The organism is Paracoccus aestuariivivens, assembly GCF_009711225.1.
Taxonomy (GTDB): domain Bacteria; phylum Pseudomonadota; class Alphaproteobacteria; order Rhodobacterales; family Rhodobacteraceae; genus Paracoccus; species Paracoccus aestuariivivens.
Window position 1 is genome coordinate 365,108 of record NZ_WMIE01000001.1, and the last position, 25,624, is coordinate 390,731.

Genomic DNA, 25,624 nt, shown 5'->3' on the forward strand with positions numbered 1-25,624 from the left:
TAAGGGGCCGTTTTTCGTTTCAAAGCTTACGATTGTAGCGGATGAAGGGCGACTTCGCGGCGACCCGATCATACAGCATCCGGCCCGCGTAATTATCCTCGGCAGTCAGCCAATAGACATTCGGGACGCCCGCAGCATCCGCCGCAGCATATACGGCATTGATCAACGCGCGCCCGACCCCATTGCCCCGAGCCGCAGGCGCAGTGAACAGATCCTGCAAATAGCACACGCCCTCATCACGCCACAGGTTCGGATGAAAGACAAAATGGACCAGACCCACGATCTGGCCGTCTTCCTCGGCAACGAGCCCTTGGAAATCCCGGGCATCCTCGGACATGAGACGCCTAAAGGCCTTGTCGTAGAATTCCTGCGGGCGGTCGTGGAAGCCGTAAAAGGCCTGATAACCTTGATAGAGTTTCTGCCAACCTTCGCGGTCGTCAGGACAAAGCTCGTGGATCATCGCGTTCTCCGTGCCATAAAGGCCAAACGCTCGAACATTGCCACATCCTGTTCGTTCTTCAACAGCGCGCCATGCAGCTTGGGCAACATCTCTCCGGCAGGGCGCTTCAGATCCTCGGGCGAAAGATCCTCGGCCAAGATCAGCTTCAGCCAATCCAGCAACTCGCTGGTCGAGGGTTTTTTCTTCAGCCCCTGAACATCGCGCAATTCAAGGAACTGCGTCAGCGCCTCGTCCAGCAGTCGCGGTTTCAGGTCAGGGAAATGCACATCGACAATCCGCTTGAGCGTTTCGGCATCGGGAAAGCGGATGTAATGGAAGAAGCAACGACGCAGGAAGGCGTCGGGCAGTTCCTTTTCATTGTTCGAGGTGATGATAACGACGGGACGGTGGCGGGCTCGAATCGTTTCGCCGGTCTCGTAGACGTGGAACTCCATCCGGTCGAGCTCTTGCAGCAGGTCGTTCGGGAACTCGATATCCGCCTTATCGACCTCGTCAATCAGCAGCACGACCTTGCTTTCGGCCTCGAAGGCCTGCCACAGCTTGCCCTTGCGGATGTAGTTGCCGATATCGTGGACCCGCGCTTCGCCCAATTGGCTGTCGCGCAATCGCGATACGGCGTCATATTCATAAAGCCCCTGCTGGGCCCTCGTCGTCGACTTCACATTCCATTCGATCATCGACATTCCAAGGCTTTGCGCGACCTGACGGGCCAGTTCGGTCTTGCCGGTTCCCGGTTCGCCCTTGACCAGCAGAGGCCGCTCCAACGTGATTGCGGCATTGACCGCCACTGCCAAATCTGGGGCAGCAACGTAAGATTCTGTCGAAGAAAACCGCATTCGCCCGTCCTTTGCGCATTATTTACCAGCCTATGAGGCAGTGCGTGTCTTCGCAACCGCAGCATCAATCCTCGTCGGAATGGGATAGTGACAAAGGGCGTACCATACTTTATGGGGGCCGCAAGGAGCTGGCATACAGGCGCCCGGCTCCCGGAGGACCTATGAAAGCCCAGACCTTTCTGCCCGAAGACTATCGCCCCGCCGAAGATGAACCCTTCATGAACGAGCGGCAACTCGAGTATTTCCGCCGCAAACTGATCGCTTGGAAGCAAGAGCTTCTGGATCAGTCGGCAGAAACGCTCGAAGGGTTGCAAGACAGTGCGCGTAACGTGCCGGACCTTGCAGACCGTGCCTCGGAGGAGACCGACCGCTCGTTGGAACTTCGGACGCGCGATCGTCAACGAAAGCTCGTCAACAAGATCGACGCGGCCCTGCGACGGATTGAAACCGGTGACTACGGTTATTGCGAAAAAACCGGAGAGCCGATCAGCCTGAAGCGACTTGATGCGCGGCCTACCGCCACCATGACGCTGGAAGCGCAGGAAAAGCACGAACGCAAGGAGCGTGTCTACCGCGACGATTGAGCCACTTACACCCCGTTGGTCCGGCGGTGTATAGCCGCCGGAAGGGCGGTTTTTTTATGCGTAAGGGGGACTTATGCCCCGACCACTAGACCTTTCCGTCACCATCGTCGGAGCAGGGGTGGCAGGCCTGACTGCTGCCTGCGCACTGGCGCAAAGAGGTGCCTCGGTGCGCGTTCTGGAACGGGCTGGGGCATTGCGCGAGGTAGGCGCGGGTCTGCAAATCTCGCCCAATGCGATCCGCGTGTTCGATGCGCTGGGGCTCTGGCCCGCGTTCAGCGCGATCAGCCTGCCCTCGGGGCGGGTCGAGTTGCGGGATTCCGACGGGGCACCGGTCGCCGTGATGGATCTGGCCAGACATCGACCGCAGGATCGCTTCCGGCTGGTGCATCGGGCGCGTCTGGTCGAGATGCTGGAGAATGCTGCACGCGAGGCGGGCGTTCGTATCGAATTTGGTCAGGACATCCGCACGCTGCCACAGGATTGCGATCTGGTGATCGGGGCAGACGGCGTGAAAAGCCGCATCCGCCCGCTGCTGAACGGCATCGAGCAACCGTTTTTCACCGGCCAGACCGCATGGCGGGCGTTGATTGCCGATCAATCGAACCCCGAACCTGCGGCTCAGGTCTTTATGGGACCGGGGCGGCATCTGGTCAGCTATCCACTGGCCGGAGGTTTACGCAACATCGTGGCGGTGATGGAGCGCGCCGACTGGCAAGACGAAGGCTGGGCGCAACCCGGCGACCCCGACGACCTGCGCGTCGCATTCTCGCGTTTTGGCGGGCCGGTCACCGGTTGGCTGAACAAGGTCAATGAGGTCGGACTTTGGGGTTTGTTCCGCCATCCGGTCGCATCGAACTGGTACCGCCCTGCCTCAACCGATCCCGCAATCGCCGTGATTGGCGATGCCGCACATCCGACATTGCCGTTCATGGCGCAAGGCGCTGTCATGGCGATCGAGGACGCTTGGGTTCTGGCCGCCTGCCTTGAGGACAAGGCCGGACTGACACAATCCTTGGCACGGTTTCAGGAACTGCGCCGCCCGCGCTGCCAACGCATTGTCGAGGCGGCGAATGCCAACGCCCGAAACTACCACTTGCGGGGTCCGGCCCGTGCCGTAGCCCATGCCGGATTGCGCACCATTTCACGCATTGCACCCGGTCAGTTGATCGGGCGCTTCGCATGGCTTTACGACTACGATCCGACGAAGGCGGCCTAAGCCGCCTTTTCGACGGCCGCGACGATGCCTTCGACGACCTCGCGCAATGCGACCTCGTCCTCGGCCTCGGCCATGACGCGGATCAGCGGTTCGGTTCCCGATTTCCGGATCAGGACCCGCCCCGAGCCATTCAGCCGTGCCTCGGCCCGAGCGATCTCGGCCTGAACGGCCTCGGTCGATAGCGGGTCGGCACCAACGGCGTAACGCACGTTTTTCAGCATCTGCGGCACCGGTTCGAACTGTGCGACCAGTTCCGAGGCCTTGCGCCCGCTATCGGACAAGGCGGCCAGAAATTGCAGACCCGCGATCAGCCCGTCCCCTGTAGTGGCATAGTCGGTCATCACGATATGGCCCGATTGCTCGCCGCCAAGATTGAAGCCCGCCGCCCGCATCCGTTCGACCACATAGCGGTCGCCCACAGCCGTACGTTCCAGACGTAATCCGCGCCCTTGCAGGTAACGCTCCAATCCAAGGTTCGACATCACGGTTGCCACAAGGGCTCCGCCACGCAACCGCCCCTGTTCGGCCCAGCGACCGGCAAGAAGTGCCATAAGCTGGTCACCATCGGCGACTTTGCCCTTTTCGTCGATGATCATGACGCGGTCGGCATCGCCATCAAGGCTGATGCCCATATGCGCGCCATGTTCCAGTACCGCTTTCGCACAGGCCTCGGGATGGGTCGAGCCAACGCCGTCGTTGATATTATGTCCGTTCGGGGTCACGCCCAGCGGAATGACCTCGGCGCCCAACTCCCACAATACATCAGGGGCCGCGCGATAGGCCGCGCCATTCGCGCAATCGACCACGACCTTCAGACCGTCCAGCCGGTGCCCCACCGGAAAAGTCGTCTTGGCATATTCGACATAGCGCCCACGTCCATCATCGATCCGTTTTGCACGACCGATATTCTGGGGCTGCGCCGGAGCGATGTCACCAGCCACGATCGCCTCGATCTCGGCTTCGGCTTCGTCGGATAGCTTGAATCCGTCGGGACCGAAAAACTTGATCCCGTTATCGGCCGCCGGATTGTGGCTGGCCGAGATCATGATCCCCACATCCGCCCGCATCGAGCGGGTCAGAAAGCCGACCGCTGGCGTCGGGACCGGTCCCAGCAACAGCACATTCATGCCCGTGCTGGTCAGACCGGCGGTCAAGGCATTTTCCAGCATATAGCCGGACAGGCGGGTGTCCTTGCCGATCACGACGCGGTGGTGATCTTCGCCTTTGCGCCGGAAATAGCGACCGGCGGCAGCCCCAAGACGCAACGCCATCTCGGCGGTCATGGGATAGGTGTTGGCCCGGCCCCGCACACCGTCGGTTCCGAAAAGTTTCCTGCTCATTTGTCCCCTCCGGTCACGGCCTGCCATAAGGCAAGGCCCTGCCTTGTTTCTTCCACGTCATGGACGCGGTGGATTTGTATGCCCTGCGCGACCCCGGCCAAGGTCACGGCCAATGTCCCGGCTGCGCGATCGGCGGGGCGCTCGGCCTTGGCAATATTGCCAATGAAGCGTTTGCGCGAGACACCCAACAGAACAACGCAACCCAAGGCATGAAACAGCGAGATCCGCCGCAGGATGGCAAGATTATGCGCCTCGGTCTTTCCAAAACCAATGCCCGGATCGACGATGATCCAGTTGCGGGGGATTCCCGCCGCTTCGGCCCGCGCGATCCGCTCGGCCAGCGCGTCGTAAACATCCAGCAGAACATCGCCATAGGTCGGGTTGTCCTGCATGTCTTCTGGGATACCCTGGGCATGCATCAGACATACCGGTACCCTCGCATCGGCGACGACCCGCGCCATCGCCGGATCGAAATCAAAGCCGGACACGTCGTTCACCAGCCCCGCACCCGCCGCAATGGCAGCACGAGCAACCGCTGATTTACGGGTATCGACCGAGATCGCGGCCAGAGCCCGCGTCGCCGCGATCACCGGAGCGATGCGGGCGATCTCGGCCTCGACCGGAACTTCCAAAGCGCCAGGGCGGGTGGATTCCCCGCCAATATCCAGTATCTGCGCGCCTTGCGCCGTCAGACGCCGCGCCTGTGCGACCCCTTCATATGCACCGCCATCCGAGAAACTGTCGGGCGTCGCGTTCACGATGCCCATGATGCGCGGACGATTCATCACCAACCCCAGCACATCAGCACGCGGTGCCGTCAGCGCGGCAAGGACGTCATCAGGCGCGTGATCGCTCAGAACCGGAGTCCGACCCCGACGCAAGACCTCGAATTGCGAGAAGCGGACCCATCCACCGGCAAGCTGCCAGCGGCCATGTTCGGCGGGAATCGGTCGGTAATAGGTATCGGTCATCATGTTCGGTGCTGGTTCGAGCGGCCTGATACGCTGGATCACATCCGGCCGGTCGTCACGTGAAACATCGCAGGTATTTCGGGCAAGGGCTGATCCTCGGGCAGCGCCCAGTCCAACCGGCTTGCGCCCAGCCTATCCGCCAGCCAGATTGCCAAGGCATGGGGATGAGGCGGCAAAGACAGCACATCGCGCACCATCCGCGCCGGAGCCCAGACCACTGCGCGGCCTTCGGATGCGGCCCAGTCCAGCTCGGTCCGGCTATCGGCCACGGTCAGCCCGAGCCGTCCTGCCAAAGCCCAAGCGGCCTGATCCAAGGCCAGCAATGCGATCTCGCGACCATTTCCGCCTTGCGGAACGGGCAGTCCGGGTGCGTCGGGAACCAAAGCCACAGCGCCCTTTGGCAAGTCGATTTCACTGCCGTGGAAAATCACGCGCATCGGAATGGCGATTTCCTCGGCCTCGACGCGGGCCTGACGGCGGGTCAGCGTCACGCCCAAAGCGCCCGGAATGCGGTCCAGCTTCTCGACCGTGACCGAGACCTGCGCCGCGCGCGGATGCACCAGAATCTGGGCCGCGATCTTTTCCGCCAGCGTCTCGAGCAGATCGTAGCGCCTGTCGGCAAGGCCGCTTGCGACGGCCTCGGTCAGAACGTCGTAGCTGAGAATTCGGTCCACCTCGTCATCGACCCCGACCACATGGCTGGCCAATTCAACCTCGATGTTGAAGCGCAGCCGCTGAAGGTTACCCCTCTCGGTCTGGAAGGCGCCAATTTCGGCCGAAACGACATAGTCGCGCAGGTGGATACGGTCAGGCTGGTCCATATGCAGCATTTCACAGGAAAACGGCCCCGCCGCAAGGGACGGGGCCGAAACAGATCCGGTCAGGCTTGCGTCAGTTCGACGCGATGCGGTGACCCGAGCGGTAGAAGGTGTGGCTGCCGATGCGCGTCGTGCGCTCGAACTTGCGCGACCAGGACGGTTTCACACGGCCTGCGTGGAAATAGGTCGCGCCGTTGGTCAGATTGCGCGGGCCGCCCTGCAGGGCAGCTTTGGCGATTTTCTGGGCGCGCGAGAAGGCGCCCTGTTCGCGAATACGGGTCTTGCGATAGGTGAACTGGCCCTTCTGGTTCACGACGCCGCAAACCGATTTCGGGAACCTTGGGTGATCTACGCGGTTGAGAATGACCTCGGCCACAGCTTGCTGGCCTTTTGCGCCCTCGCCGCGGGCTTCAAAGTAAAGTGCCTCGGACAGGCAGGCGAGGTCGGTAGAGCTGACCTTCTGGGCAGCGGCTGCACCAGTTTTGGTGCTGGATTTCGTATCGGCGTTTGCCGAAGTGGCCAACATGGCCGGGGTGGTAAGGGCTACACACAGGGAAACGCGCGCCAGCCACGACATGAGTGTCGACATGATGATCCCGTTACATGGATCCGGCTCACTGTCCGGTCGGTTTCGTACTTGGGCCGTTCTGACCCTTATCTCGGGTGTCAGAGACCAAAGAACCGACGCGCCTTGCTAGTTGGCTTTTTCGGGATTCGACTTATCCACAGGATTTTTAATGATTTTGGCGGAAACCCGCCGAGGTGAAATTCGCTGACGGGCGGGATTTGGCCAAAACCGGAATCGTCTACGACTGCGCCGCAGGGTCGGTTTTGGGCGATTCCTGAGCCATCAGGATCGATTCCTGCGCCGCCGCAAGCCGCGCGACAGGGACGCGGAACGGCGAACAGGACACATAATTCACCCCTGCCCGCAGGCAGAACGCGATCGATTCCGGGTTGCCGCCATGCTCGCCGCAAACCGAAATGGTGATCCCCGGAGACTGGCAACGGGCGCGCTCGGCCCCGATCGCGACCAGTTCTCCGACGCCATCGCGGTCAAGAATATGGAACGGATCTTCGGCAAAGACGCCCTGCCCGACATAGGTTCCCATGAAGCGCCCCGCATCGTCGCGCGACAAACCATAGGTCATCTGGGTCAGGTCGTTCGTGCCGAAAGACAGGAATGCTGCATGTTCGGCAATATCGCCCGCGCGCAAGGCCGCGCGCGGAGTTTCCACCATCACACCCAGGCGGTAAGTGAAGTCGCGCCGCGTTTCGTTGCGGACGGCGGCAGCGACGGCGTCGATGCGGGTCTTGACCAGTTCGACCTCGCGACGGGCGCTCACCAGCGGGATCATGATCTCGGGGACGACAGGATCGCCGTTCTTGCTGGCAAGAATGGTGGCCTCGAAAATGGCGCGGGCCTGCATGTCGTAAATTTCGGGAACCGTGATGCCCAGACGAACGCCGCGCATTCCCAGCATCGGGTTGAACTCGCTCAGCGCCTCGACCCGTCGGGTGACGTCAGATAGCGGCAGATCGAGCGACTCGGCCAGTTCACGCATCCCCTCACGGTCATGCGGCAGGAACTCGTGCAAAGGCGGGTCGAACAGGCGGATGGTGACGGGAAGGCCCGCCATGATTTCGAACAAAGCAGCAAAGTCGCTGCGCTGCATCGGCAAGAGCCGTTCCAGCGACAGACGACGATCCTCGGGCTTGTCGGCGAAGATCATCTCGCGCATGGCAGGCAAACGTTGGTCGTCAAAGAACATATGCTCGGTCCGGCACAGCCCGATGCCCTGCGCGTTGAACATCCGCGCGGTGCGGGCGTCCTCGGGCGTGTCGGCATTGGCCCTGATCCGGATGCTGGAATGCTGGTCGGCCCATTCCAGCAATTGGGTAAAGCTGTCGTCCAGTGCTGGTTCGAGCATCTCGGCCTCACCGGCAAGAACCTCGCCCGAGGTGCCGTCGATGGTGATTTTCTCGCCTTCGTGGAAAATCCGGCCACCCGTTTGCATGGTGCGGGCGCGGGTGTCGATCGACAGTCCCGAGACTCCGACGATGCACGGCAAACCGATCCCACGCGCGATCACGGCGGCATGGCTGGTCATCCCGCCACGTTCGGTCAGGACCGCGACAGCCGCATGCATCCCCCGCACATCTTCGGGCACAGTTTCGCGGCGGACCAGAACACAACGCTCGCCCCGCGCTTCGGCGGCCTGCGCTGCGGCGGCAGTGAATACGATCATACCGGTCGCCGCACCGGGACTGGCATTGATACCCTTAGCGACCAGATCGCGCGGCGCGCCCGGATCAACCTGATAATGCAACAGGTCGGACAGCGCACGCGGCTCGACCCGAGTCACAGCCTCGGCAACCGGAATGATGCCGTCATGCGCCAGCGACACCGCGATCCTGACGCTGGCACGCGAACTGCGCTGGACCCTTACCGCGTCGATGATCGAAAGGTTGCTGTCCGAGACGGCGAATTCGATCTGCATTTCCTCGCGTAGGCGTTCGCGGCAGGCGACGCCGAAGCGGATCAGATCGGCAAAAACCTCGGGGGCGGCTTCCTCGAGCGAAGGACCACGCGGATCGCGGGTCAGGTACAGGGTTTCGGTCCCTTCTCGTTCGGCCCGACCCTGAGTTTGCCCGCGAAAACGTCCGGTGATCCGCGGCATCCCCGTGCTGCTGTCGACAAGCTGGATCGACCCCGAGCCGGTGACCCCCGGCCCGATCGCCAGCGCCATATCCTGCACGATCAACCCGAGCGCCGCTTGCGAGGGCGCACCCTTGGCCTGCCGCAGCAACCGCGCCGTCGGTCCGTCCCATGCCCGCGCCATCGAACGCAACACTTCGGCCAGTTGACGTGCAGGGTCCTGAGGAAATTCCTCGTCGGTTTCGTTCTCGTAAGCGCGCAGGGCAGTCTGCAAATCACCCGCACAATCCGAAAACATGTCCGGATCAAGCCGCGCGACATGGATGGCATAGGACTGTACGAAGCCCAGATAGATCGCGTCCGCCGCCTTCTTGCCGCGCGATTCCACTAGACGGGCATGGCAGGCATTGTTGATGCCGACATTCAGCACCGTGCCGGGTCCGCCCCATGCCGGATTTGCGGCGGAGGGCCGGACGCTGACCAGCCCCTCCTCGCGTTCGATCAAGGCGGCAAGAGCCTGACGGTCAGGCGTCTGTCCTGCCGCAATCGCGCGGACCGCATCGGCCGAAATGGCAAAGCTTGTCGGTACGGGTAATTCCATCCGGACCAGACGCTGCAAGCATTTCGCCCTCCAGCCGTGACGCGCGACCTGAACCCCCGCCGACGGGGTAATTTCGACGATTGCATCAGGATCGGTGAGCGCTGTCATGATGCCTTCACATTAGGCATGTGCCACGGGATGCTGCAAGTGCGAAAGGATTGCAAAAAGGGGGCTTCTGCCCCCTTGGGCCGGACCGCGCGGCCCGACCATACCCTTGCGGGCATCGCAACTGTCCCGAGATCAGCCCTCGATCCGGCCGAGATCGGCGATCAGCCGCCCCGCCTCTCGGATGCGCGAGAGCAGGTTCAGGCGGTTGCGACGGACAATCTGGTTGTCGGTGTTGATTTGCACCGCCTCGAAGAAGGCGTCGATCGGGGCGCGCAAGGTGGCGATGCCCTGCACGGCGGCCGGGAAATCCTCCAGCCGGACGGCCTCGCGGATCGCGGGCTCGGCCTTGTCGAGGGCGGCAAACAGCGCGCGTTCCTGCTCGGTCTCGGCGAATTTCTCGTCCGCACCGAAGCTGTATTCGACGCCGTCCTTTTCCTCGGCCTGAGTCAGGATGTTCGACGCGCGCTTGAGACCCTGCAGCAGGTTGGTGCCGTCCTCGGTCTTCAGCACCTCGCCAAGCGCGACGGCCCGGTTCACCAGCAGAACAAGGTCGTCATTCCCCGGCATCGCCAGAACCGCGTCGATAATGTCGTGACGCACGCCCTGATCGCGCAGATAGACCTTCAGGCGATCGTGGAAGAAAGCCAGCAACTCGCCCGAATCCGCGCCCGGATAGCCCTTGGCGAAGACGTCCAGCAGGTTCGCGCGAACCTTGTTCGACAGGATCAGACGGATCACGCCAAGCGCGGCGCGACGCAACGCGAAGGGGTCTTTCGAGCCGGTCGGCTTTTCGCCGATGGCCCAGAATCCAGTCAGCGTATCCAGCTTGTCGGCCAGCGCTACGGCAGTCGAGACCGGAGCCGAGGGCACATCATCCGACGGACCCAGCGGCGAGTAATGGTCGCGCGCCGCATCGGCGACGGCGGCGGGCAGACCCGCCTCCAGCGCGTAATAGCGGCCCATCGTGCCCTGAAGCTCGGGGAACTCTCCGACCATCGCAGAACGCAGATCCAACTTGGCCACGCGCGCGGCCTGTTCGGCCAGATCGGCATCGGCACCAACCAGCGGCGCGATCTCACGCGCCAGCGCGGCGATGCGGGTGATGCGGTCAGCCTGAGAACCAAGCTTGCTCTGGAAAGTTACGGATTTCAGGCTTTCCGCCCAATCCGCCATGCCCGATTTCGCGGTCCGCAGATCATTGTCCCAGAAGAAGGCGGCATCCGACAGGCGCGCGGCCAGCACGCGCTGGTTGCCCTTCAGGATGGTCTCGCCATGATCCGGCGTCTCGATATTGGCGACCGTGACGAAGCCCTCGATGCGGCCCGTCTTGGGATTTTTGGCCGAGAAGAACTTCTGATGCTCTTTCATCGAGGTCTGCAGAACCTCGGCGGGCAGCGTCAGGAAGCGGTCCTCGATCGCGCCCATCAGCGGCACCGGCCATTCGACCAGGCCCGCGACTTCGGTCAGCAGACCGTCATCGGGCACGATTTCCCAGCCGCGCACGAAGGCAAGATTGGCGGCTTCCTGACGGATCGCGGCCTCGCGCTCGGACGAATCCAGCATGACCTTGGCGCGGCGCAGCTTGGCCGCGTAATCGTCAAAGCTGGAAACGGTGATCTGATCCGGGGCTATGAAGCGGTGGCCGCGGGTGGTGTTGCCCGAGGTAATGCCCTCGATCTCCAGCGGCACGACTTCCGCGCCTGCCTCATCGGTCAGGATGCAGATCATCGAATGCAGCGGACGCACCCAGCGCAGCGAACCCGAACCCCAGCGCATGGATTTCGGCCAAGGGAAGTCCCGGATGGTTGCGGTCAGGACCTCGGCCACGATCTCGGCGGCAGGGCGGCCCGCTTTCTCGATGGTGGCGAACCAGACTTGGCCCTTCTTGTCGTCGCGCGCTTCAAGCTGCTCGCGGGTCAGGCCGGTCGAGCGCAGGAAGCCTTCCAGCGCCGCTTCGGGGGCGTCGGTGCGCGGGCCCTTGCGTTCTTCGCGGGTGGTCGGGCTATGAGCGGTCAGCCCCTCGACGGTCAGGGTCAGACGGCGCGGGGTCGAGAAAGCACCCGCCGAGGCATAGGTCAAGCCAGCCTGAACCAGCCCGTCTGTCACCAGTTTTTTCAGGTCCTCACGGGCGCGGGCCTGCATCCGCGCCGGGATTTCTTCCGAGAATAGCTCGATCAGAAGGTCGGGCATCAGTCCATTACTCCGCGTTCGGGGGTCTTGTCGTTGAATTGGTGCCAGCCGTAAGCGCGACCATCGGGATAGACGGCGATCACGCGATCCACATCGGGGCGGATCTCGGACTGGGACAGATAGGCTTTGGCCGCACCACTGGCCAAATCGGCCTGCAACTGTCCGGCGTCAAAGCAGGAAAACCAGTTCGGGCCAACCAGCGGCGTCGGCTGCGCGAACACTTCCGCGCCCTCGGGCAGCGGCTGGTCTAGGCGAAAGCATCCGCGCCAGCGGATGGGCGAGCTTGAGGCGTCGATCGCCTCAAGATCGCCAGCCTCCAGCGGAACAGGCTGGCCATGCGCCATGACGGTGATCGTCACGCCGGCCGGGTCCACACGGTCATAGAAGCCATATTCCTGCGCATACCAGACCCCGGCGCCAGCGGCCGCCGCGGCACCCAGTATCAGCAATGCGGGAATCCGGCCGTCCAAGGATCAGGCCCCGGCCGGGAAGGCCGGCAGCGGCTCGCCGGTCGCGGCCGAGGTGGTCACGAACAGGTCGGCACAGCGCTTCGCCAGCGCGCGCACCCGACCAATATAGGCCTGACGCTCGGTGACCGAGATCACACCGCGCGCGTCCAGCAGGTTGAACAGATGGCTGGCCTTGATCGCCTGATCATAGGCCGGATGCGCCATCGGGATATTGCGGCCCGCGCTGTCCGTCTCGGCGGCGTCCAGAATGCGGGCGCATTCGGCCTCGGCATTCTTGAAATGGGTCAGCAGCATCTCGGTATCGGCCTGCTCGAAGTTCCAGCGGGAATATTCGCGCTCGGCCTGACGGAAGATGTCGCCATAGGTCATCGGAATCGCGCTGTCGGGATCGTTGAAGGGCATGTCCATGACATGCTCGACGCCCAGCACATACATCGCCAGACGCTCAAGGCCATAGGTCAGCTCGCCCGAGACCGGGCGGCAATCATGCCCGCCGACCTGCTGGAAATAGGTGAACTGGCTGACTTCCATGCCGTCGCACCAGACCTCCCAGCCAAGGCCCCAAGCGCCCAGCGTCGGGCTTTCCCAGTCGTCCTCGACAAAGCGCACGTCATGGATCATCGGGTCCAGACCGATCGCCTTCAGCGAGCCCAGATACAGATCCTGCAGGTTCGCGGGCGAGGGTTTGATGATGACCTGATATTGGTAGTAATGCTGCAACCGGTTCGGGTTTTCGCCATAGCGGCCATCGGTCGGGCGGCGCGAGGGCTGCACATAGGCCGCAGCCCAAGGACGCGCCCCCAGCGAACGCAGCGTGGTCGCCGGATGGAAGGTCCCCGCGCCGACTTCCATATCATAGGGTTGCAGCACGGCGCAGCCCTGCGCGGCCCAATAGGATTGCAGGCGCAGGATCACGTCCTGAAAGCAGACGGGTTTCGCCGTCTGATTGTCCTTGGGGCTGGTCATCGCCGCATCCTTTTGCATAACTGGCAAGTAGGTCAGCCGCCTTCTAGGCAGAGGGCGGCGCAGGGTCAATGAGAGGGAATTCCCGATGCGGCGCTTTGCATACATCTTTGGCGCGGCTCTGCCGCTTTTAGGCGCGACTGGCGCGCTGGCCGAAGATGTCCTGATCCGGATCGAAGCCAAGCGCGGCTCGCAGGTCGCGCAATCCTCGGCTGAACGGTGGAGCGCCAAATTCAACGACGTGGTAACCTTCCCGCTTAGCGATGGCTGGATCGGCATAGGGCTTGGTCCCCTGCCCCGCGACGAAGCCACGAACAGGCTGCGCCAGCTGAAAGCCGGGGGCGCGGTGCCCGGCGACAGCTTCCTCGCACCCGCAGGGCGCAACCTGACCCGTTTTGCCGGCCAGCCCTTGCCCGCCGCAGCGGCGGCAACACCGGCACCGGTAACTCCGGTCACCAACCCCACGACCATCCCTTTGAACACAGCGGCGGCAGATTCCGCGCAGGAAGTCGCGCCGGTTGCCGAACCAGCGCCCGTTCCTCAATCCGAACCCGAGCCTGCAAAGTTTTACCTGCGAATCGATTCGACGACCGACCGCGCCAAAGCCGACGAGATATTGGCCAAATGGCGCGAGACCTTGCCCGAAGTGGGGATATGGACGCTGTCCAACGGTCGCTACGCCATCGCAATGGGGCCACTGGACGAAACGGTTGGCGAAGCGTGGCTTGCTGCCTTCCGCCGCGCGGGCGCAGTGCCCAAGGATGCCTTCCTCGCTCCGGCAGAGGAAATTGGCGACGTGACCATTCCCGGAACGACGCCGGAACTGGGCGCTCCGCCAGTCGAGGGTACGACGCCTGTTGCGATGCCTCCGCTCGAGGATATCCAACGCGCGCTGCGTTGGGCAGGTCATTATGATGGCAGCATCGACGGCAAGGACGGCCCAATGACCCAGACCGCCATTGCCGACGAGATCGTGAATCTGCGCACCTCGCCCGATACCGCGACCGCCATGATCGAACTGATCCGCCGCCGCGAGGCATGGCGCAGCGAAATGGGCCTGACCGAGTTGCGCGACACCCATACCGGCTTGGCCATGCCGGTCCCGATGGACAAGCTGCAATTCGACCGGGCCGAGCGCGCGCTGTCGATCTATGGTCCCAAGGATGGCTCGGGTGCGGCGCTGATCCTGTTCTCGCAGACCGGTGGCCAACAGGAAATGTTGGACCTTGCCGGTCTTGTCACCGCGCTTGGCTGGGTTCCCACCCCGACGCGCCAGATCCATAAGGGCACGATCACGCTGGATGGCCGCAACGACACCCATATCAGCCATGCCGAAGCGCGTGTGATCGACGGCAGGGTGCAGGGCTTTGTCCTGATCTGGCCCGAGCGCGACCCGTTGGAGCAACGCCGGATCTCGGCTGAAATTGCGGACAACCTGACCCGATTTGCGCCGGCCGCAGCCGAGGCCGTGCCCGAGACTCCGGTGATCGCGCCTGCGGCAATTCCGCCAGCTGCAACTTCGCAACGCGTCGAGACCCCGCCGACCACGCCCTGACAGGCGATCAGCTTCGCCAGAAACGTGGCAGGAACAGTACCAGCACGGTCATCAGTTCAAGCCGACCCACATACATGCCCGCCGTCATCATCCATTTGGCGGCGGTGGGAAGCTGATCGACCGCTCCGTTCGGGCTAAGTTCCGGCCCCCACAGCACACCGACGTTTGCAATCGAGGTCCACGCTCCGGTCAGGGCCGTCCTTGGATGCAGGCCGGTCATCGCCAATCCCATGACCAGCAAGCCAAAGGTCAGCATGAACAGTGTGAAGAACGTCATCACCGAATCAACGACATCGCGATCCAGCGGGCGGCCATCGTAAAGCAGGGGAAAGATCCGGTGCGGCGATTGCATCCGGCGCAACTGAGCTTTCACGGCCTGAAAAAGCACCAGATAGCGGAAGACCTTGACCGAACAGGCGGTCGAACCGGTACACCCTCCGATCAGTCCGATCACCACAAGAATAGCGAATGGGAAATGCCCCCATTGCGTGACATCGGTCGACGACAGTCCAGTGCCCGAGAAAGTAGAGACCACGTTGAACACGGTCTCGCGGATGATGGCCTCGGGGTGCTTTGCCTCGAGCCAGAGCAGGCGGTAGACCACGATTGCGGCAATGGCAAAGAAGGTCCAGCGCAGATAGGCGCGGATCTGGACGTCCTGCCACAACGGTTGAGCCGAGCCCCGCACCAGTTGCACCATGCGGATGAACGGGATCGAGGCGAGGATCATGAACACCGCAGCAGCATATTCCAGTACCCCGGCATAGGGCCCGAAACTGGCGTTGTAATTCGAAAATCCGCCGGTCGAGCAGGTCGACATGGCCAGCACGATGGCGTCGAAGCCCGTCATCCCCAACAGGATATAGACAATGGCGCAGATCGCGGTCAGCCCGATATAGACCCAGGTCATCTCGCGAGCGATATCGAAGGCGCGCGGCAGGATTTTCCCTAAAGTATCGAAGCCTTCCGACTTGAAGAACTGCATCCCGCCGACCTTCATCACCGGCAAAAAGATCATGGCAACGACGATGATCCCCAGGCCGCCGGACCAGTTCAGAAAGCCGCGCCAGAAGTTGATGCCCTTGGGCAGGTTATCAAGTTCGGGCAATGCCGTCGCGCCGGTGGTGGTCAGACCCGACATCGCCTCGAAATAGGCATCGGTGAAGCCGACATAGGGGGCGCCGATCATAAAGGGCATCGCGCCCGCCGCAGGCAGCACGGCCCAGATCGCCGCTGTCAGCAGAAAAGCCTGCTCGATCGTCAGCGAATGATTCGCCCCATGTGTCGCCAAGGTGATCAGCCCGCCCGCCAGCATGGTCAGGAAGGCCGCCTCCAGAAACGACTTCCAATGCGGATCCCCCGCCATGAAATCGACGCACATGGGAATCACCATCGCCGCGCCCAGCGTGATGACCAGTTTGCCTATTGTATTGGCCACGGGGCGAATGTCGATCATGCGACCTTGCTAGCCGCGCCCCTTCTCTTGCGTCAAGCTTCTGCATCGTCGCGCGTTCAGACGCTTGCAACGTCCGGAAGCCTTGCCTATAGAAAGTCACGACGCGGGTGTAGCTCAATGGTAGAGCAGCAGCCTTCCAAGCTGAATACGTGGGTTCGATTCCCATCACCCGCTCCACCATCCCCCACACAAGCGCGAAGCTCCGGAGTATCACTCGGATAGAAGTGCGGTTGCCAACAGGGCAGCGGCGCTGAAAATGACGGCGATCCCCGAAATCACCCAAGTTCTGACCATGGCCTGAATCCTGTGGGTTTCGGCCTGAATCTTCAGCGTCTCGGCCTGAAGTCTCAGAAATTTCAACCGATTTCGGGTTGTTCGGACATCGTCTGCCACTCGTTCGGGCGTCTGCGTCTTGCTGTCATGCATCGGAATCGTCCCTTGCGACAGACTGACGCAAGCGACGGCGCGTGGCAGAGCGATTTCGCAACCTCGGTTAACTGCCGGTTAATTCGCGCCCTGAGACGAGGCCGTATCGATCACCTGAAACAGCATCCCTTCGGGTCCGACCGACATCTGGGCGGTAATGCCGAAGCTTTGTGCCAGATGACCCGCAGTCAGCACCTTGGCGGGCGGGCCATCTGCGACGATTCGTCCGTGGTCCAACAGGATCAATCGCGTGCAATGGCGCGCCGCCAGCCCCAGATCGTGCAGCGAAGCCAGCACCGCCTTGCCTTGCGCGGCCAAACCCGCGAACAACCGCATGACGCTGATCTGGGCCGCAGGGTCCAGTCCGGCAATCGGTTCATCCGCCATCAGCAGCGGCGTATCCTGCGCCAAGGCGCGCGCAATCAGAACGCGGGCCTGCTCGCCACCCGATAGCGAGGTGGCCGCGCGGTGGCGCAAGCCCTGCAGTTCCAGCGCGGCGATAGCCTGCTCGGTCGCGGCGCGATCGCTTGCGCTGGCAGCGTCGGGATGGGCGATGCGACCCAAGGCGACCAAGGACTCGACCGGCATCGGCCATGCGATCTCGCGCCCTTGCGGCATAAAGGCCGCCGCGCGGGCGCGTTCGCGCACCGACATATCTGCCAGCGAGGACCAGCCTTGCGCCGGTATCAACCCCAGCGATGCGCGCAGAAGCGTGGTCTTGCCCGCGCCGTTGCGTCCGATTAGCCCGACGAACTCGCCAGGCGCGATCGACAGGTTGATCCCGTCCAGAACCTGTCGGCCATCCTGCGTGCAACACATGTCCGAAAGCATCAACAAAGTCATGCGCCGGATCTCCGCGTCTTCAGGATCAGGTGCAGGAAGAACGGCGCCCCGATCAGTGCAGTCAACACGCCCAGCTTGATATCACGCTCGGGCGCGATGGTGCGGACAGCCAGATCCGCAGCCAGAACCATCGCCGCTCCGCCCAAGGCCGAGACCGGTATCAGCCGCGAAGGACGCCCGCTGACCGAGCGGCGCAGGATGTGGGGCACGACAAGACCGACGAAGCCGATCGCCCCCGCAACCGCCGTCGCACCACCGATCAGCGCAGCCGTGCCCGCCACCAGCGTCAGCCTGAGTCTGGTCAGGTTGATCCCGCTGCTGGCTGCCGCATCCTCGCCCAGGGTCAGTGCATCCAGCCCCCGTCCGGTCGCCAGAAGCAACGCCGCGCCGACCAGCATGAATGGCAACGCGATCCAGACATGCAGCATCGAGCGATCCGCAAGCGAGCCCAGCATCCAGAAGATGATCTCGTTCGCCGCGAACGGATTTGGCGACAGGTTCAGCACCAACGAGGTAGCCGCCCCTGCCAAGGCGGAAATCGCGATACCGGACAGGATCAAGGCCAGTGCCCCGCCCTGCGGTCCGGCAAGCAGCAGGACCAGAATGACCGAGCCCGAAGCCCCGACCAGTGCCGCAAGCGGCAATCCCAGCGGAAAAGCAGCCGCCAGACCCAGTTGAATCGCCAGTACCGCGCCTAGCGCCGCTGAGCCGCTGGTGCCTACCAGACCGGGCTCGGCCAGCGGGTTGCGCAGAAATCCCTGCATGACTGCGCCGGACATGCCCAATGCCGCGCCGACCATGACCCCCAGCAGGGCGCGCGGCAGACGTATCTCGCGCATGACCAGTTGCAGCATTTCGGGGCCTTGGCCGAACAACGCGCGCAGGCAATCCCACATGCCCAGCCGCGCGGGACCGACCAGAAGCGAGGCAAGAAACAGCGTCAGGACCAGACAGGACAACCCGGTCAGCAATGCGGGATATGTTGCGCCGCGCGTCATTGTGCCAGCTTTCCTGCCATCCGCACGGCACGCAATTCGCGGATCGCGTCCAGCACATGCGGCGTGCCGCAGATCCAGTTGCGATCCTCGACCGATGCATGAGGCTGACGCGCGATCAGTGCATACAGGGCGGGATGGTCCAGCGTTTCTTCGGAGCGCGCGTGGCCGCGATTCTTTTCGGCCAGCACGATCAGGTCCGGTTGGGCCAGCACAAGCCGCTCAAGCGGCACCGTACCCCCGACCGTGATGCCGAATTCAGCCGCGAGGTTGCGATATCCCGCCGCCCTGAGGATCGCCCCCGCCAAGCTGTCGTGACCCGCGACATAACCGTTCGCGCCATAGATGATGGCGCTTGGCAGCGGATGCTCGTTGGATTCCAGCGCAGAAAGCCCCGCGTCGAAATCCGCGACCACCTGATCGGCCATCGCCTCGCGCCCCAGCACCTGTCCCATCTGCAGCACGTTGTCGCGGATGTCGTGAAGATTGGTTTCAGGCGGGAATACCTCGATCCTGACGCCAAGGCGCGACAGCATCCGCAGGGTGTCGGGCGGGGTGAAAGCACCGGCCAGAACCAGATCGGGCTTGAGCAGAAAGACCTCTTCGGCGCTGGCACGATTGGCAGGAATTGCGGCGGCCTTGGTCTGCATCACCGACGAGGCCGGATCATGCGCAAGATATGAAACCGAGATCAATTGCCCCGGCGCGGCAAGCTCCAGCGCCAATTGATCGGTACACAGGTTGATCGAGACGACCCGTCGAGGCGCCTCGGCCGCTGCAACCGAGGCCCCAAGCGCCAGCCCGCCCGCGAGGCAGACGGTCTGGCACCATGCCATCACCATTTCGCTTCCAGGCCCGCATAAACAGCACGGTCCTGCGAGGCATAACCCCAAACGTCCGAATATTCCTCGTCGAACAGGTTCACGATGCGACCGGTAACGCGGACGTTCCCCGTCAGATCGTAGCCGCCCGACAGGTTGACGGTGGTATAATCGGGCAGTTCCTTGGTTTCGGACGCGCCCCAGAACTGGGTGTCGTAATTGCCCGCGACATGGCGCAGATCGGCGGTGACCCAGCCCCGCCCTTCGAACAGCGCGAGGGTAGCTGACAACCCCAATTCGTGCCGAGGGCGGCGGATCTCGACCGAACCGTCGGGGTTTTTCGCGTCGAGATAGGTGTAGGTCAACCCGATATCCAGATCCTCGGTCGCCTTCACCTTGGCCGCCACTTCGACGCCCTGATGCGGGCTTTCGCCAGACTGGTTGACATAGGTCGAGCGGCCATCCGCAACCCCGCCATAGACATAGGTCACCTCATCCTCGATCCTCTCGCGGAAGAATGTCACGTCGACCGACCCGCGGCCATCAGGCAATTGCGCCTCGACCCCCAGATCGAAGCCCGAGTTCTTCTCGGGTTTCAGGTAGGGATTGCCCACTGTGTAGGTATCGTTCGAGTAAAGCTCGTAATAGGACGGATTGACCAACCCCGTGCCCGCCGAAGCGTGCAGCCGGAACGGACGGTCGGGCATTTGCCACGACACACCAAGGTTCCAACTGGTGAAATCCTCGAACACCTTGTTGTTGTCACGGCGAAGTCCCGCTTGCAGGTCCAGCCCGTTATCCAGAAAAGCGCGATATTCCAATGCCACCGACGACATCTCGCGCGAGAAATCCGGCGCCAACGAAGATTCGTCGGTCTGCTTTTCAACCAGCACGTTCAACAAATGCGACGCATCCGCGACTGCCTGACCGTCCAGACCGAAGCTGAGACGATACTTCCATTTGTCGGTCTCGCCGCGGGCCTCGGGCGCGCCGGTATCGCTGCTTTTGGACACACTGTTCTGGTATTCCAACCGTTGGGTCAGCCGACCGTCCAGCGCGGAATATTCGCCCCAGACCGCGCCCTGAAACTCGTTCCGGTCGAAATACAGGCTGTCATCGTCAATGACGTAACTTTCGGCATCCGTGGCCGACAGGTAGTCCTCGCGGTCGTAATCGTAGTGTTCCTTGGCGCGACGCAGGCTGCCCCCGACGCGCAGGTCGTCGGTCGCCTGATACCAGCCCGACAGGCCGATGGTTTTGCGGTTGATTCCGTCTTTCTCGCCGCCATCGCCCGACTGGTCAAAACCGTGGTCGTCCCGTGCCGAAAGGTTCAGCGCGAGCCCGCCCCGATCGCCGTTCTGGCTAACATGGGCCGAGGCCGCCGCACCGTTCCCGACTTCGACCCTGCCACCGTAGCTGAGGCCCCGCTCCCCCTTGTCGGTGATGATATTGATCACCCCGGCCGAGGCGTTCGAGCCGTAATAGACCGATTGCGGGCCACGCAGAACCTCGATGCGCTCGATATTCGCGGTTTCAAGGCCGCTCAGGACATATTCATCCGCACCGCCCGCAGCCTCGATCCCGTCGATCAGGATCAGCGTATGATCGGCCTCGGCGCCGCGAATCCGGACCTGGGTATAGCTGGAGCCAGTGCTGCTGACGGACACGCCGGGAAGCGCGCGCAAGGCGTCCTGTACGGTCAGCAGGCCGCGCTCCTTGATCTCGTCGGCGGTGACGACGCTATGGGCGCGGCCATAGCCGTCGCTGGCCACCGGCAGGAAGCCCGCCGACAGCACAAGCGGGTCCAGTGTGATCTGGCTGGCCTGCTCTTGTCCGGCGGCAAGGCCGGGCAGCGTGGCGACAATCAGGGCTAGCGACGAACTTTGGATACGGATCATGTCCGGGCCTTTCTGTGCAGGCGAACCTGCCGATCTGCGTGGTATGCGGTCAGGGCCGGTTCATGGCGCCTTCGCAAAGGATGTGGCTTCACCACTGCGGATCGCCGCTTTCCGGACGCGCCCCGCGCCGGAAATGGGTGAGTGCTGCGGCAGGTCTCCTGGCTTGCGGGTCAAGGCTCGGGTCGGCCTTCCCAGAGGATCAGCCTCCAGTGACGCGAATGACCCTTGCTCGCCGCACACAGTTGCGGGGGCAGCCGCGGATTTGCCTGCTGACAGGCGCACCGCGTTCCCTTTTCATCCGGTCGAATACCGGAACCGTAGCAATGCCGCTGTTGGCGCAGACAGGGCCGCGCTGTCAAGCGGATCGGCTATGTTCCGGCCGCGACGCCCTTTCTTTCACGGCGTCGCGGCCCTATATCCTGCGGGAAACCGGTCCCGCCCACCACCGCAGCGAAAGGAAACAGATGTCCGGGAAAGCGACGAAACGCCTGTCCTTCTTTCTGTTGATGGGATTGACCCTATACGCCTCGTTTGTTGGCGCGGGCTGAGGACAGGACATGGCCAAACGCTTTGGAGGAAGGTTCTCGCCGCTTGGACGCGCGCAGACCGGGGATGACGCTCTGGCCGCAACCCGGCCACCGCCCCGCCCGATCCACCATCCGCTGGAATCGCGCACCCGCTGGATCACCATCATGGCGACCCCGCTTTTGCTCAGCGCGTTCTGGCAAGCTCCATTCGGTCTGGTCATGCAACTCCTGGCTTTTGGCGGCATAGCTGCCGGCATGATGCTGACCCGTGAGGGCCTGCAGGCCGAGGCCACCTATGACGCCCGCCGCGTGGCGCGCAGGCCCGCCGTTCCACGCAAGCTGTTCGGCGGCATCCTGACCGGACTTGGCCTTGCACTGGGCTCGTACGTGCCGGGGGCCGAACTCGGCGCGGGAGTGATCGGTGTCGCAGGCGCCGTGCTGCACTGGCTGTCCTTCGGCACCGACCCGATGCGGGACAAAGGGATGGAGGGCATCGACAGCTTCCAGCAGGACCGCGCCGCCCGCATCATCTCGGAGGGTGAGGCCAATCTGAAGGCGATGAACGATGCGATCCTGCGCACCGGCGACCGCCGCCTTGAAGCACGGGTCAATTTGTTCGCCGCCACCGCCCGCGAACTTTTCGCCCGTATCGAGCAAGACCCCGGCGATATCGCCGCCACGCGCCGCTATCTGGGCGTCTATCTGCAAGGCGCGCGCGATGCGACGGTGAAATTCTCGGATCTTTATGCCCAGACCCATGATGTCAGGGCGCGACAAGACTTCGAAACGCTGCTGAACGATCTGGAAACCCAGTTCGCCGCGCAAACCCGCAAGCTGGTCCAAGGCGGTCGCACCGATCTGGATATCGAGATCGGCGTGCTGCGTGACCGTCTGGCCCGCGAAGGCCTGCTTCGACCGGCATCCGCGCCGACGCCCGAGGCGGGACTCGAGGTTCCGATGACCATGGATGATCTGCTGATCCCCCGCGAAAGCGAAAAGCAGCGCCGCTGATGCCCCGTTACGCCTTATTGATCGAATATGACGGCTCCCCGTTTGCCGGTTGGCAAGCGCAGGCGGACCAGCCCAGCGTTCAGGGTGCAATCGAATCCGCCTTGGCCCGTCTGGATGCAGGCTTTGCCAACGGAGCAAGGATTGCCGCTGCCGGTCGCACCGATTCCGGCGTCCACGGCACGGGTCAGGTCGCCCATGCCGATCTGCAACGCGAATGGGACCCTTTCCGGCTGTCCGAGGCACTGAACTGGCATCTGAAACCCGCCCCCGTGGCAGTGCTTGCAGCGGTGCGCGTCGACGATGACTTCCATGCGAGGTTCTCGGCAACCGAGCGGCGCTACGTCTTTCGCCTGATCGCCCGTCGCGCGCCCGTCACACATGAGCGCGGTCGGGTCTGGCAGGTTCTGAACCCGCTGGACATTACAGCCATGCGGGACGGGGCCGCGCACCTGATCGGGCTGCACGATTTCACGACCTTCCGCTCGACCATGTGCCAGTCGGCCAGTCCGGTGAAGACGCTGGACCAGATCCGCATCGACGAGCACGAAATCCCGCAAGGGCGCGAATATCGCTTCCACATGCGCGCGCGGTCATTCCTGCACAATCAGGTCCGCTCGATCGTCGGTACGCTCGAGCGCGTCGGCGCAGGTTCCTGGGCACCCGAGCGCGTTGCCGAGGCCCTTGCCGCAAAGGATCGTGCGGCTTGTGGTCCGGTCTGTCCGCCACAGGGACTGTATCTTTCAGGGGTGGGCTATCCGCAGGACCCGTTCGGGATCGGCCGCGGCTAGGCAGCGAATCACTATTCCGCAGGAACCTGCTCTTTCGGGCTACTTTTCTGGTTCGCGACAACCGTCACGCCCGAGGGCAGACGACGGCGACCGCGACCCTGCCAGTTCGGAACCAGCACAGTCATCGCCGTATGCCAGATGATCCACAGGTCCATCCGCAGACCGCGCCGCCGCTGATAAATCAGATCAAGGCGCAATTTGGTCGGCAGGCAGCGGCGATAATAGGCAGCCTCGGTGGCCTCGGCGGTCTTGCAGCGCGCCATGATCCGATCCTCATGCGCGTGATAGATCATCGTCGCAAGGCCGGTCACGCCCGGACGGTTCCGCAAGACCTGATTGTAAAGGCTGGGGAAGCGCTCGACATATTCCGGCAGCGGAGGGCGCGGGCCGACAAAGCTCATATCGCCGCGCAGGATATTGAAAAGCTGGGGCAATTCGTCGATGCGGGTACGGCGCAGGAAGCGCCCGACGCGGGTGATGCGCCAGTGCTTATGTGCACCTGTCGCGCCCGAGTCATGTGCTTCGAGCAGCATGGTTCGAAACTTGAGCAGATTGAACTTCTCGCCGGGTGCACGCATGCGCGGCGCGACGTAGAAAAGCGGCCGGCCTTGCGTGACCAGAAGCACGATTGCGACCAGCAAGATCACGAAGGAAAGCGGCACGAGCAGAAGCAACGCAAAGCTGAAATCGAAGGCCCGCTTGCCAAAAGTCATACCAATGCGCTTGACCTGCTTCTCGTCATTGATCCATGAAATCCCGACGCCTTGTGCCGGTTCCACGGAACGGTTCTGACGTCTGTCCCAATCGTGATGAATTGTCACAGCGCGGTCCCGCTTAAGATTGTCAGCTCATTAACGTTTTTGCCTTAACATAGGGCATCCAAATTGAAAACCGACGCAAGGGGTAATGCGAGACTCACTTGCACGACCGTGTCCTTTCGGCCAGTCTTTGCCAACCTCGGACCTGACGGGACGGATCGAATATGCGGAAATTCCTGGTTTTTCTGGACGATTCGCGTGAATGTCTGAACGCAATCCGCTTTGCCGCGATGCGTGCCGCAAAGACAGGCGGTGCGGTGCAGGTTCTTGCAGTGATTCCCGCCTCCGAAATCCAGCACGGTCTTGGTGTGGCCGAGGTCATGCGCGCCGAGGCTTACGAGCGAATCCGCGCCCATTTCGAGGTCTTTGCCAAATGGATGCGCGACCGCCCCGGTGTCGAGCCAGAACTGGTCGTGCGCGAGGGCGAGCCGGGCAATGAACTTCTGGCGCAGCTTGGCGACGACCCCGAGATCGGCATCGTCGTCCTAGCGGCTTCGGTCGAGAATACCGGCCCCGGGCCGCTGATTTCGCGCCTCATGCGCGAGATGGCGACGCTGCCCTGCCCGATCACCATCGTTCCCGGCGACATCTCTCGCGAACGACTGGAAGAAATCACCTGATGGATCGCCATCTAGCGCGGGCTGCCCTTGTGGCAATCCCTGTGCTGGCGGTCCTGTTCCATAGGCTGGCGCTCAGCGGGCTGCGGCCTTTGACGGCCTGCATGATCGGGTTGGCCGTTTATTGGTCTTGCCTGATGATCGCCCTGCTGTGGCGCAGGGCATGGTCATTGCGGCCGCGCTGGCCGGGGTATTGGATCGGCTTGCCGCTGATGGCGCTGGTCCTGTTTGCAGCCATCGCCAGTGCAGGCGATCTTGCGCGGCTTTCGTCGCATGTCCTTGCGGCGGTCCTGATTTGTGCCGCCATCAATGGCACGCTGGAGGAAGCCTTCTGGCGCGGCGCGCTTGTCCCGCATATCCGATCCGGCGAAGAAGCCGAAGCCTTGAAGGCCGTCGGGCTGTTCACGCTATGGCACGTCGCTCCGGCAGCCACGCTGGTCGCGCTGGACGCGCCCGGCGGAATTGCCGGAATGCTGGTCGGTGCCCTCGTGCTGGGCGGGCTTGGCATGGCTGCGCGGATTTCCTCGACAACGGCCGGATTCGGAGCGATCTGCCATGTGGTGTTGAATATCTGTACGTTCGGCGTCCTTGCCGCGACAAACAGAACCGCGCCTTTTCCTTGACTATCCCCCCCTACAATCCCCATATCCTCC

At 62.9% G+C, this 25,624-nt stretch carries 24 protein-coding genes, 1 tRNA gene and 1 riboswitch; of the genes, 8 read left to right on the forward strand and 17 right to left on the reverse strand.

What is annotated here, in order from left to right:
• Positions 1-19: 19 nt before the first annotated feature.
• Together GL286_RS01905 and GL286_RS01910 are read right to left on the reverse strand one after the other, a co-directional pair.
• Positions 20-460: a GNAT family N-acetyltransferase gene (locus GL286_RS01905; RefSeq protein WP_155093854.1), complete on the reverse strand. Its 441-nt coding sequence runs from the start codon at positions 458-460 to the stop codon at positions 20-22.
• Positions 457-1,296 (reverse strand): AAA family ATPase, encoded by an 840-nt coding sequence (locus GL286_RS01910; RefSeq protein ID WP_155093855.1) that lies wholly within the window; start codon positions 1,294-1,296, stop codon positions 457-459. The genes GL286_RS01905 and GL286_RS01910 overlap by 4 nt, the downstream gene beginning before the upstream one ends.
• Before the next feature lie 161 nt (positions 1,297-1,457).
• Here GL286_RS01910 and dksA point away from each other — a divergent pair, with 161 nt between their 5' ends.
• Together dksA and GL286_RS01920 are read left to right on the forward strand one after the other, a co-directional pair.
• Complete coding sequence (dksA, locus tag GL286_RS01915) at positions 1,458-1,880, forward strand: RNA polymerase-binding protein DksA (protein WP_155093856.1); 423 nt, start codon at positions 1,458-1,460, stop codon at positions 1,878-1,880.
• Between the two features lie 73 nt (positions 1,881-1,953).
• The gene (locus GL286_RS01920; RefSeq protein WP_155093857.1) at positions 1,954-3,096 is read left to right on the forward strand and encodes an FAD-dependent monooxygenase; all 1,143 of its coding nucleotides are present in this window, start codon (positions 1,954-1,956) and stop codon (positions 3,094-3,096) included.
• Here the strand turns inward: GL286_RS01920 and glmM are convergent.
• The 8 genes from glmM to GL286_RS01960 form a co-directional block, all read right to left on the reverse strand.
• Positions 3,093-4,436, reverse strand: a complete 1,344-nt coding sequence (gene glmM / locus GL286_RS01925) for a phosphoglucosamine mutase (RefSeq protein ID WP_155093858.1) — start codon at positions 4,434-4,436, stop codon at positions 3,093-3,095. The genes GL286_RS01920 and glmM overlap by 4 nt on opposite strands.
• Positions 4,433-5,407 (reverse strand): dihydropteroate synthase, encoded by a 975-nt coding sequence (folP, locus tag GL286_RS01930; RefSeq protein WP_155093859.1) that lies wholly within the window; start codon positions 5,405-5,407, stop codon positions 4,433-4,435. Before folP ends, glmM begins: the two co-directional genes overlap by 4 nt.
• Positions 5,408-5,445: 38 nt before the next feature.
• Positions 5,446-6,228 carry a dihydroneopterin aldolase gene (locus GL286_RS01935; RefSeq protein ID WP_155093860.1) on the reverse strand — a complete coding sequence of 261 codons (783 nt, stop codon included), beginning with the start codon at positions 6,226-6,228 and terminating at the stop codon, positions 5,446-5,448.
• Positions 6,229-6,298: 70 nt separating this feature from the next.
• Complete coding sequence (locus GL286_RS01940; RefSeq protein WP_155093861.1) at positions 6,299-6,814, reverse strand: cell wall hydrolase; 516 nt, start codon at positions 6,812-6,814, stop codon at positions 6,299-6,301.
• 217 nt (positions 6,815-7,031) lie between these two features.
• The gene (locus tag GL286_RS01945) at positions 7,032-9,593 is read right to left on the reverse strand and encodes a putative PEP-binding protein (protein WP_155093862.1); all 2,562 of its coding nucleotides are present in this window, start codon (positions 9,591-9,593) and stop codon (positions 7,032-7,034) included.
• Positions 9,594-9,725: 132 nt separating this feature from the next.
• Positions 9,726-11,783 carry a glycine--tRNA ligase subunit beta gene (gene glyS / locus GL286_RS01950; protein ID WP_155093863.1) on the reverse strand — a complete coding sequence of 686 codons (2,058 nt, stop codon included), beginning with the start codon at positions 11,781-11,783 and terminating at the stop codon, positions 9,726-9,728.
• On the reverse strand, positions 11,783-12,253 hold the full coding sequence (locus GL286_RS01955) for a DUF6446 family protein (RefSeq protein WP_155093864.1): 471 nt from the start codon (positions 12,251-12,253) through the stop codon (positions 11,783-11,785). Before GL286_RS01955 ends, glyS begins: the two co-directional genes overlap by 1 nt.
• Before the next feature lie 3 nt (positions 12,254-12,256).
• Positions 12,257-13,219, reverse strand: a complete 963-nt coding sequence (locus tag GL286_RS01960) for a glycine--tRNA ligase subunit alpha (protein WP_155093865.1) — start codon at positions 13,217-13,219, stop codon at positions 12,257-12,259.
• 85 nt (positions 13,220-13,304) lie between these two features.
• Between GL286_RS01960 and GL286_RS01965 the strand changes: the two genes are divergently transcribed.
• Positions 13,305-14,771, forward strand: a complete 1,467-nt coding sequence (locus GL286_RS01965) for a peptidoglycan-binding domain-containing protein (protein ID WP_155093866.1) — start codon at positions 13,305-13,307, stop codon at positions 14,769-14,771.
• 7 nt (positions 14,772-14,778) lie between these two features.
• On the opposite strand, the gene GL286_RS01970 is transcribed toward GL286_RS01965, so the two are convergent.
• A complete protein-coding gene (locus tag GL286_RS01970; protein ID WP_155093867.1) occupies positions 14,779-16,227 on the reverse strand; it encodes a TrkH family potassium uptake protein in 1,449 nt (482 codons plus the stop codon).
• 103 nt (positions 16,228-16,330) lie between these two features.
• On the opposite strand from GL286_RS01970, the gene GL286_RS01975 reads away from it, so the two are divergent.
• Positions 16,331-16,404, forward strand: a tRNA-Gly gene (locus GL286_RS01975).
• A gap of 33 nt (positions 16,405-16,437) precedes the next feature.
• Here the strand turns inward: GL286_RS01975 and GL286_RS01980 are convergent.
• From GL286_RS01980 to GL286_RS02000, 5 genes are all read right to left on the reverse strand, one after another.
• Positions 16,438-16,587, reverse strand: a complete 150-nt coding sequence (locus GL286_RS01980) for a hypothetical protein (RefSeq protein WP_155093868.1) — start codon at positions 16,585-16,587, stop codon at positions 16,438-16,440.
• 144 nt (positions 16,588-16,731) lie between these two features.
• Positions 16,732-17,496 carry an ABC transporter ATP-binding protein gene (locus GL286_RS01985; protein ID WP_155093869.1) on the reverse strand — a complete coding sequence of 255 codons (765 nt, stop codon included), beginning with the start codon at positions 17,494-17,496 and terminating at the stop codon, positions 16,732-16,734.
• Positions 17,493-18,494 carry a FecCD family ABC transporter permease gene (locus tag GL286_RS01990; RefSeq protein ID WP_155093870.1) on the reverse strand — a complete coding sequence of 334 codons (1,002 nt, stop codon included), beginning with the start codon at positions 18,492-18,494 and terminating at the stop codon, positions 17,493-17,495. The genes GL286_RS01985 and GL286_RS01990 overlap by 4 nt, the downstream gene beginning before the upstream one ends.
• A complete protein-coding gene (locus tag GL286_RS01995; RefSeq protein WP_155093871.1) occupies positions 18,491-19,333 on the reverse strand; it encodes an ABC transporter substrate-binding protein in 843 nt (280 codons plus the stop codon). The genes GL286_RS01990 and GL286_RS01995 overlap by 4 nt, the downstream gene beginning before the upstream one ends.
• A complete protein-coding gene (locus tag GL286_RS02000) occupies positions 19,327-21,210 on the reverse strand; it encodes a TonB-dependent receptor plug domain-containing protein (RefSeq protein ID WP_155093872.1) in 1,884 nt (627 codons plus the stop codon). Before GL286_RS02000 ends, GL286_RS01995 begins: the two co-directional genes overlap by 7 nt.
• A 131-nt stretch (positions 21,211-21,341) precedes the next feature.
• Positions 21,342-21,545, reverse strand: a riboswitch (cobalamin riboswitch).
• Between the two features lie 222 nt (positions 21,546-21,767).
• Here GL286_RS02000 and GL286_RS02005 point away from each other — a divergent pair.
• Together GL286_RS02005 and truA are read left to right on the forward strand one after the other, a co-directional pair.
• Complete coding sequence (locus tag GL286_RS02005) at positions 21,768-22,748, forward strand: 5-bromo-4-chloroindolyl phosphate hydrolysis family protein (protein ID WP_155093873.1); 981 nt, start codon at positions 21,768-21,770, stop codon at positions 22,746-22,748.
• A complete protein-coding gene (gene truA, locus GL286_RS02010; protein WP_155093874.1) occupies positions 22,748-23,536 on the forward strand; it encodes a tRNA pseudouridine(38-40) synthase TruA in 789 nt (262 codons plus the stop codon). The genes GL286_RS02005 and truA overlap by 1 nt, the downstream gene beginning before the upstream one ends.
• Before the next feature lie 11 nt (positions 23,537-23,547).
• Here the strand turns inward: truA and GL286_RS02015 are convergent, their stop codons facing one another.
• The gene (locus tag GL286_RS02015; RefSeq protein WP_155094496.1) at positions 23,548-24,249 is read right to left on the reverse strand and encodes a sugar transferase; all 702 of its coding nucleotides are present in this window, start codon (positions 24,247-24,249) and stop codon (positions 23,548-23,550) included.
• Between the two features lie 269 nt (positions 24,250-24,518).
• On the opposite strand from GL286_RS02015, the gene GL286_RS02020 reads away from it, so the two are divergent.
• Together GL286_RS02020 and GL286_RS02025 are read left to right on the forward strand one after the other, a co-directional pair.
• Complete coding sequence (locus tag GL286_RS02020) at positions 24,519-24,974, forward strand: universal stress protein (RefSeq protein WP_155093875.1); 456 nt, start codon at positions 24,519-24,521, stop codon at positions 24,972-24,974.
• Positions 24,974-25,594 carry a CPBP family glutamic-type intramembrane protease gene (locus GL286_RS02025; protein WP_155093876.1) on the forward strand — a complete coding sequence of 207 codons (621 nt, stop codon included), beginning with the start codon at positions 24,974-24,976 and terminating at the stop codon, positions 25,592-25,594. Before GL286_RS02020 ends, GL286_RS02025 begins: the two co-directional genes overlap by 1 nt.
• Positions 25,595-25,624: the final 30 nt, after the last annotated feature.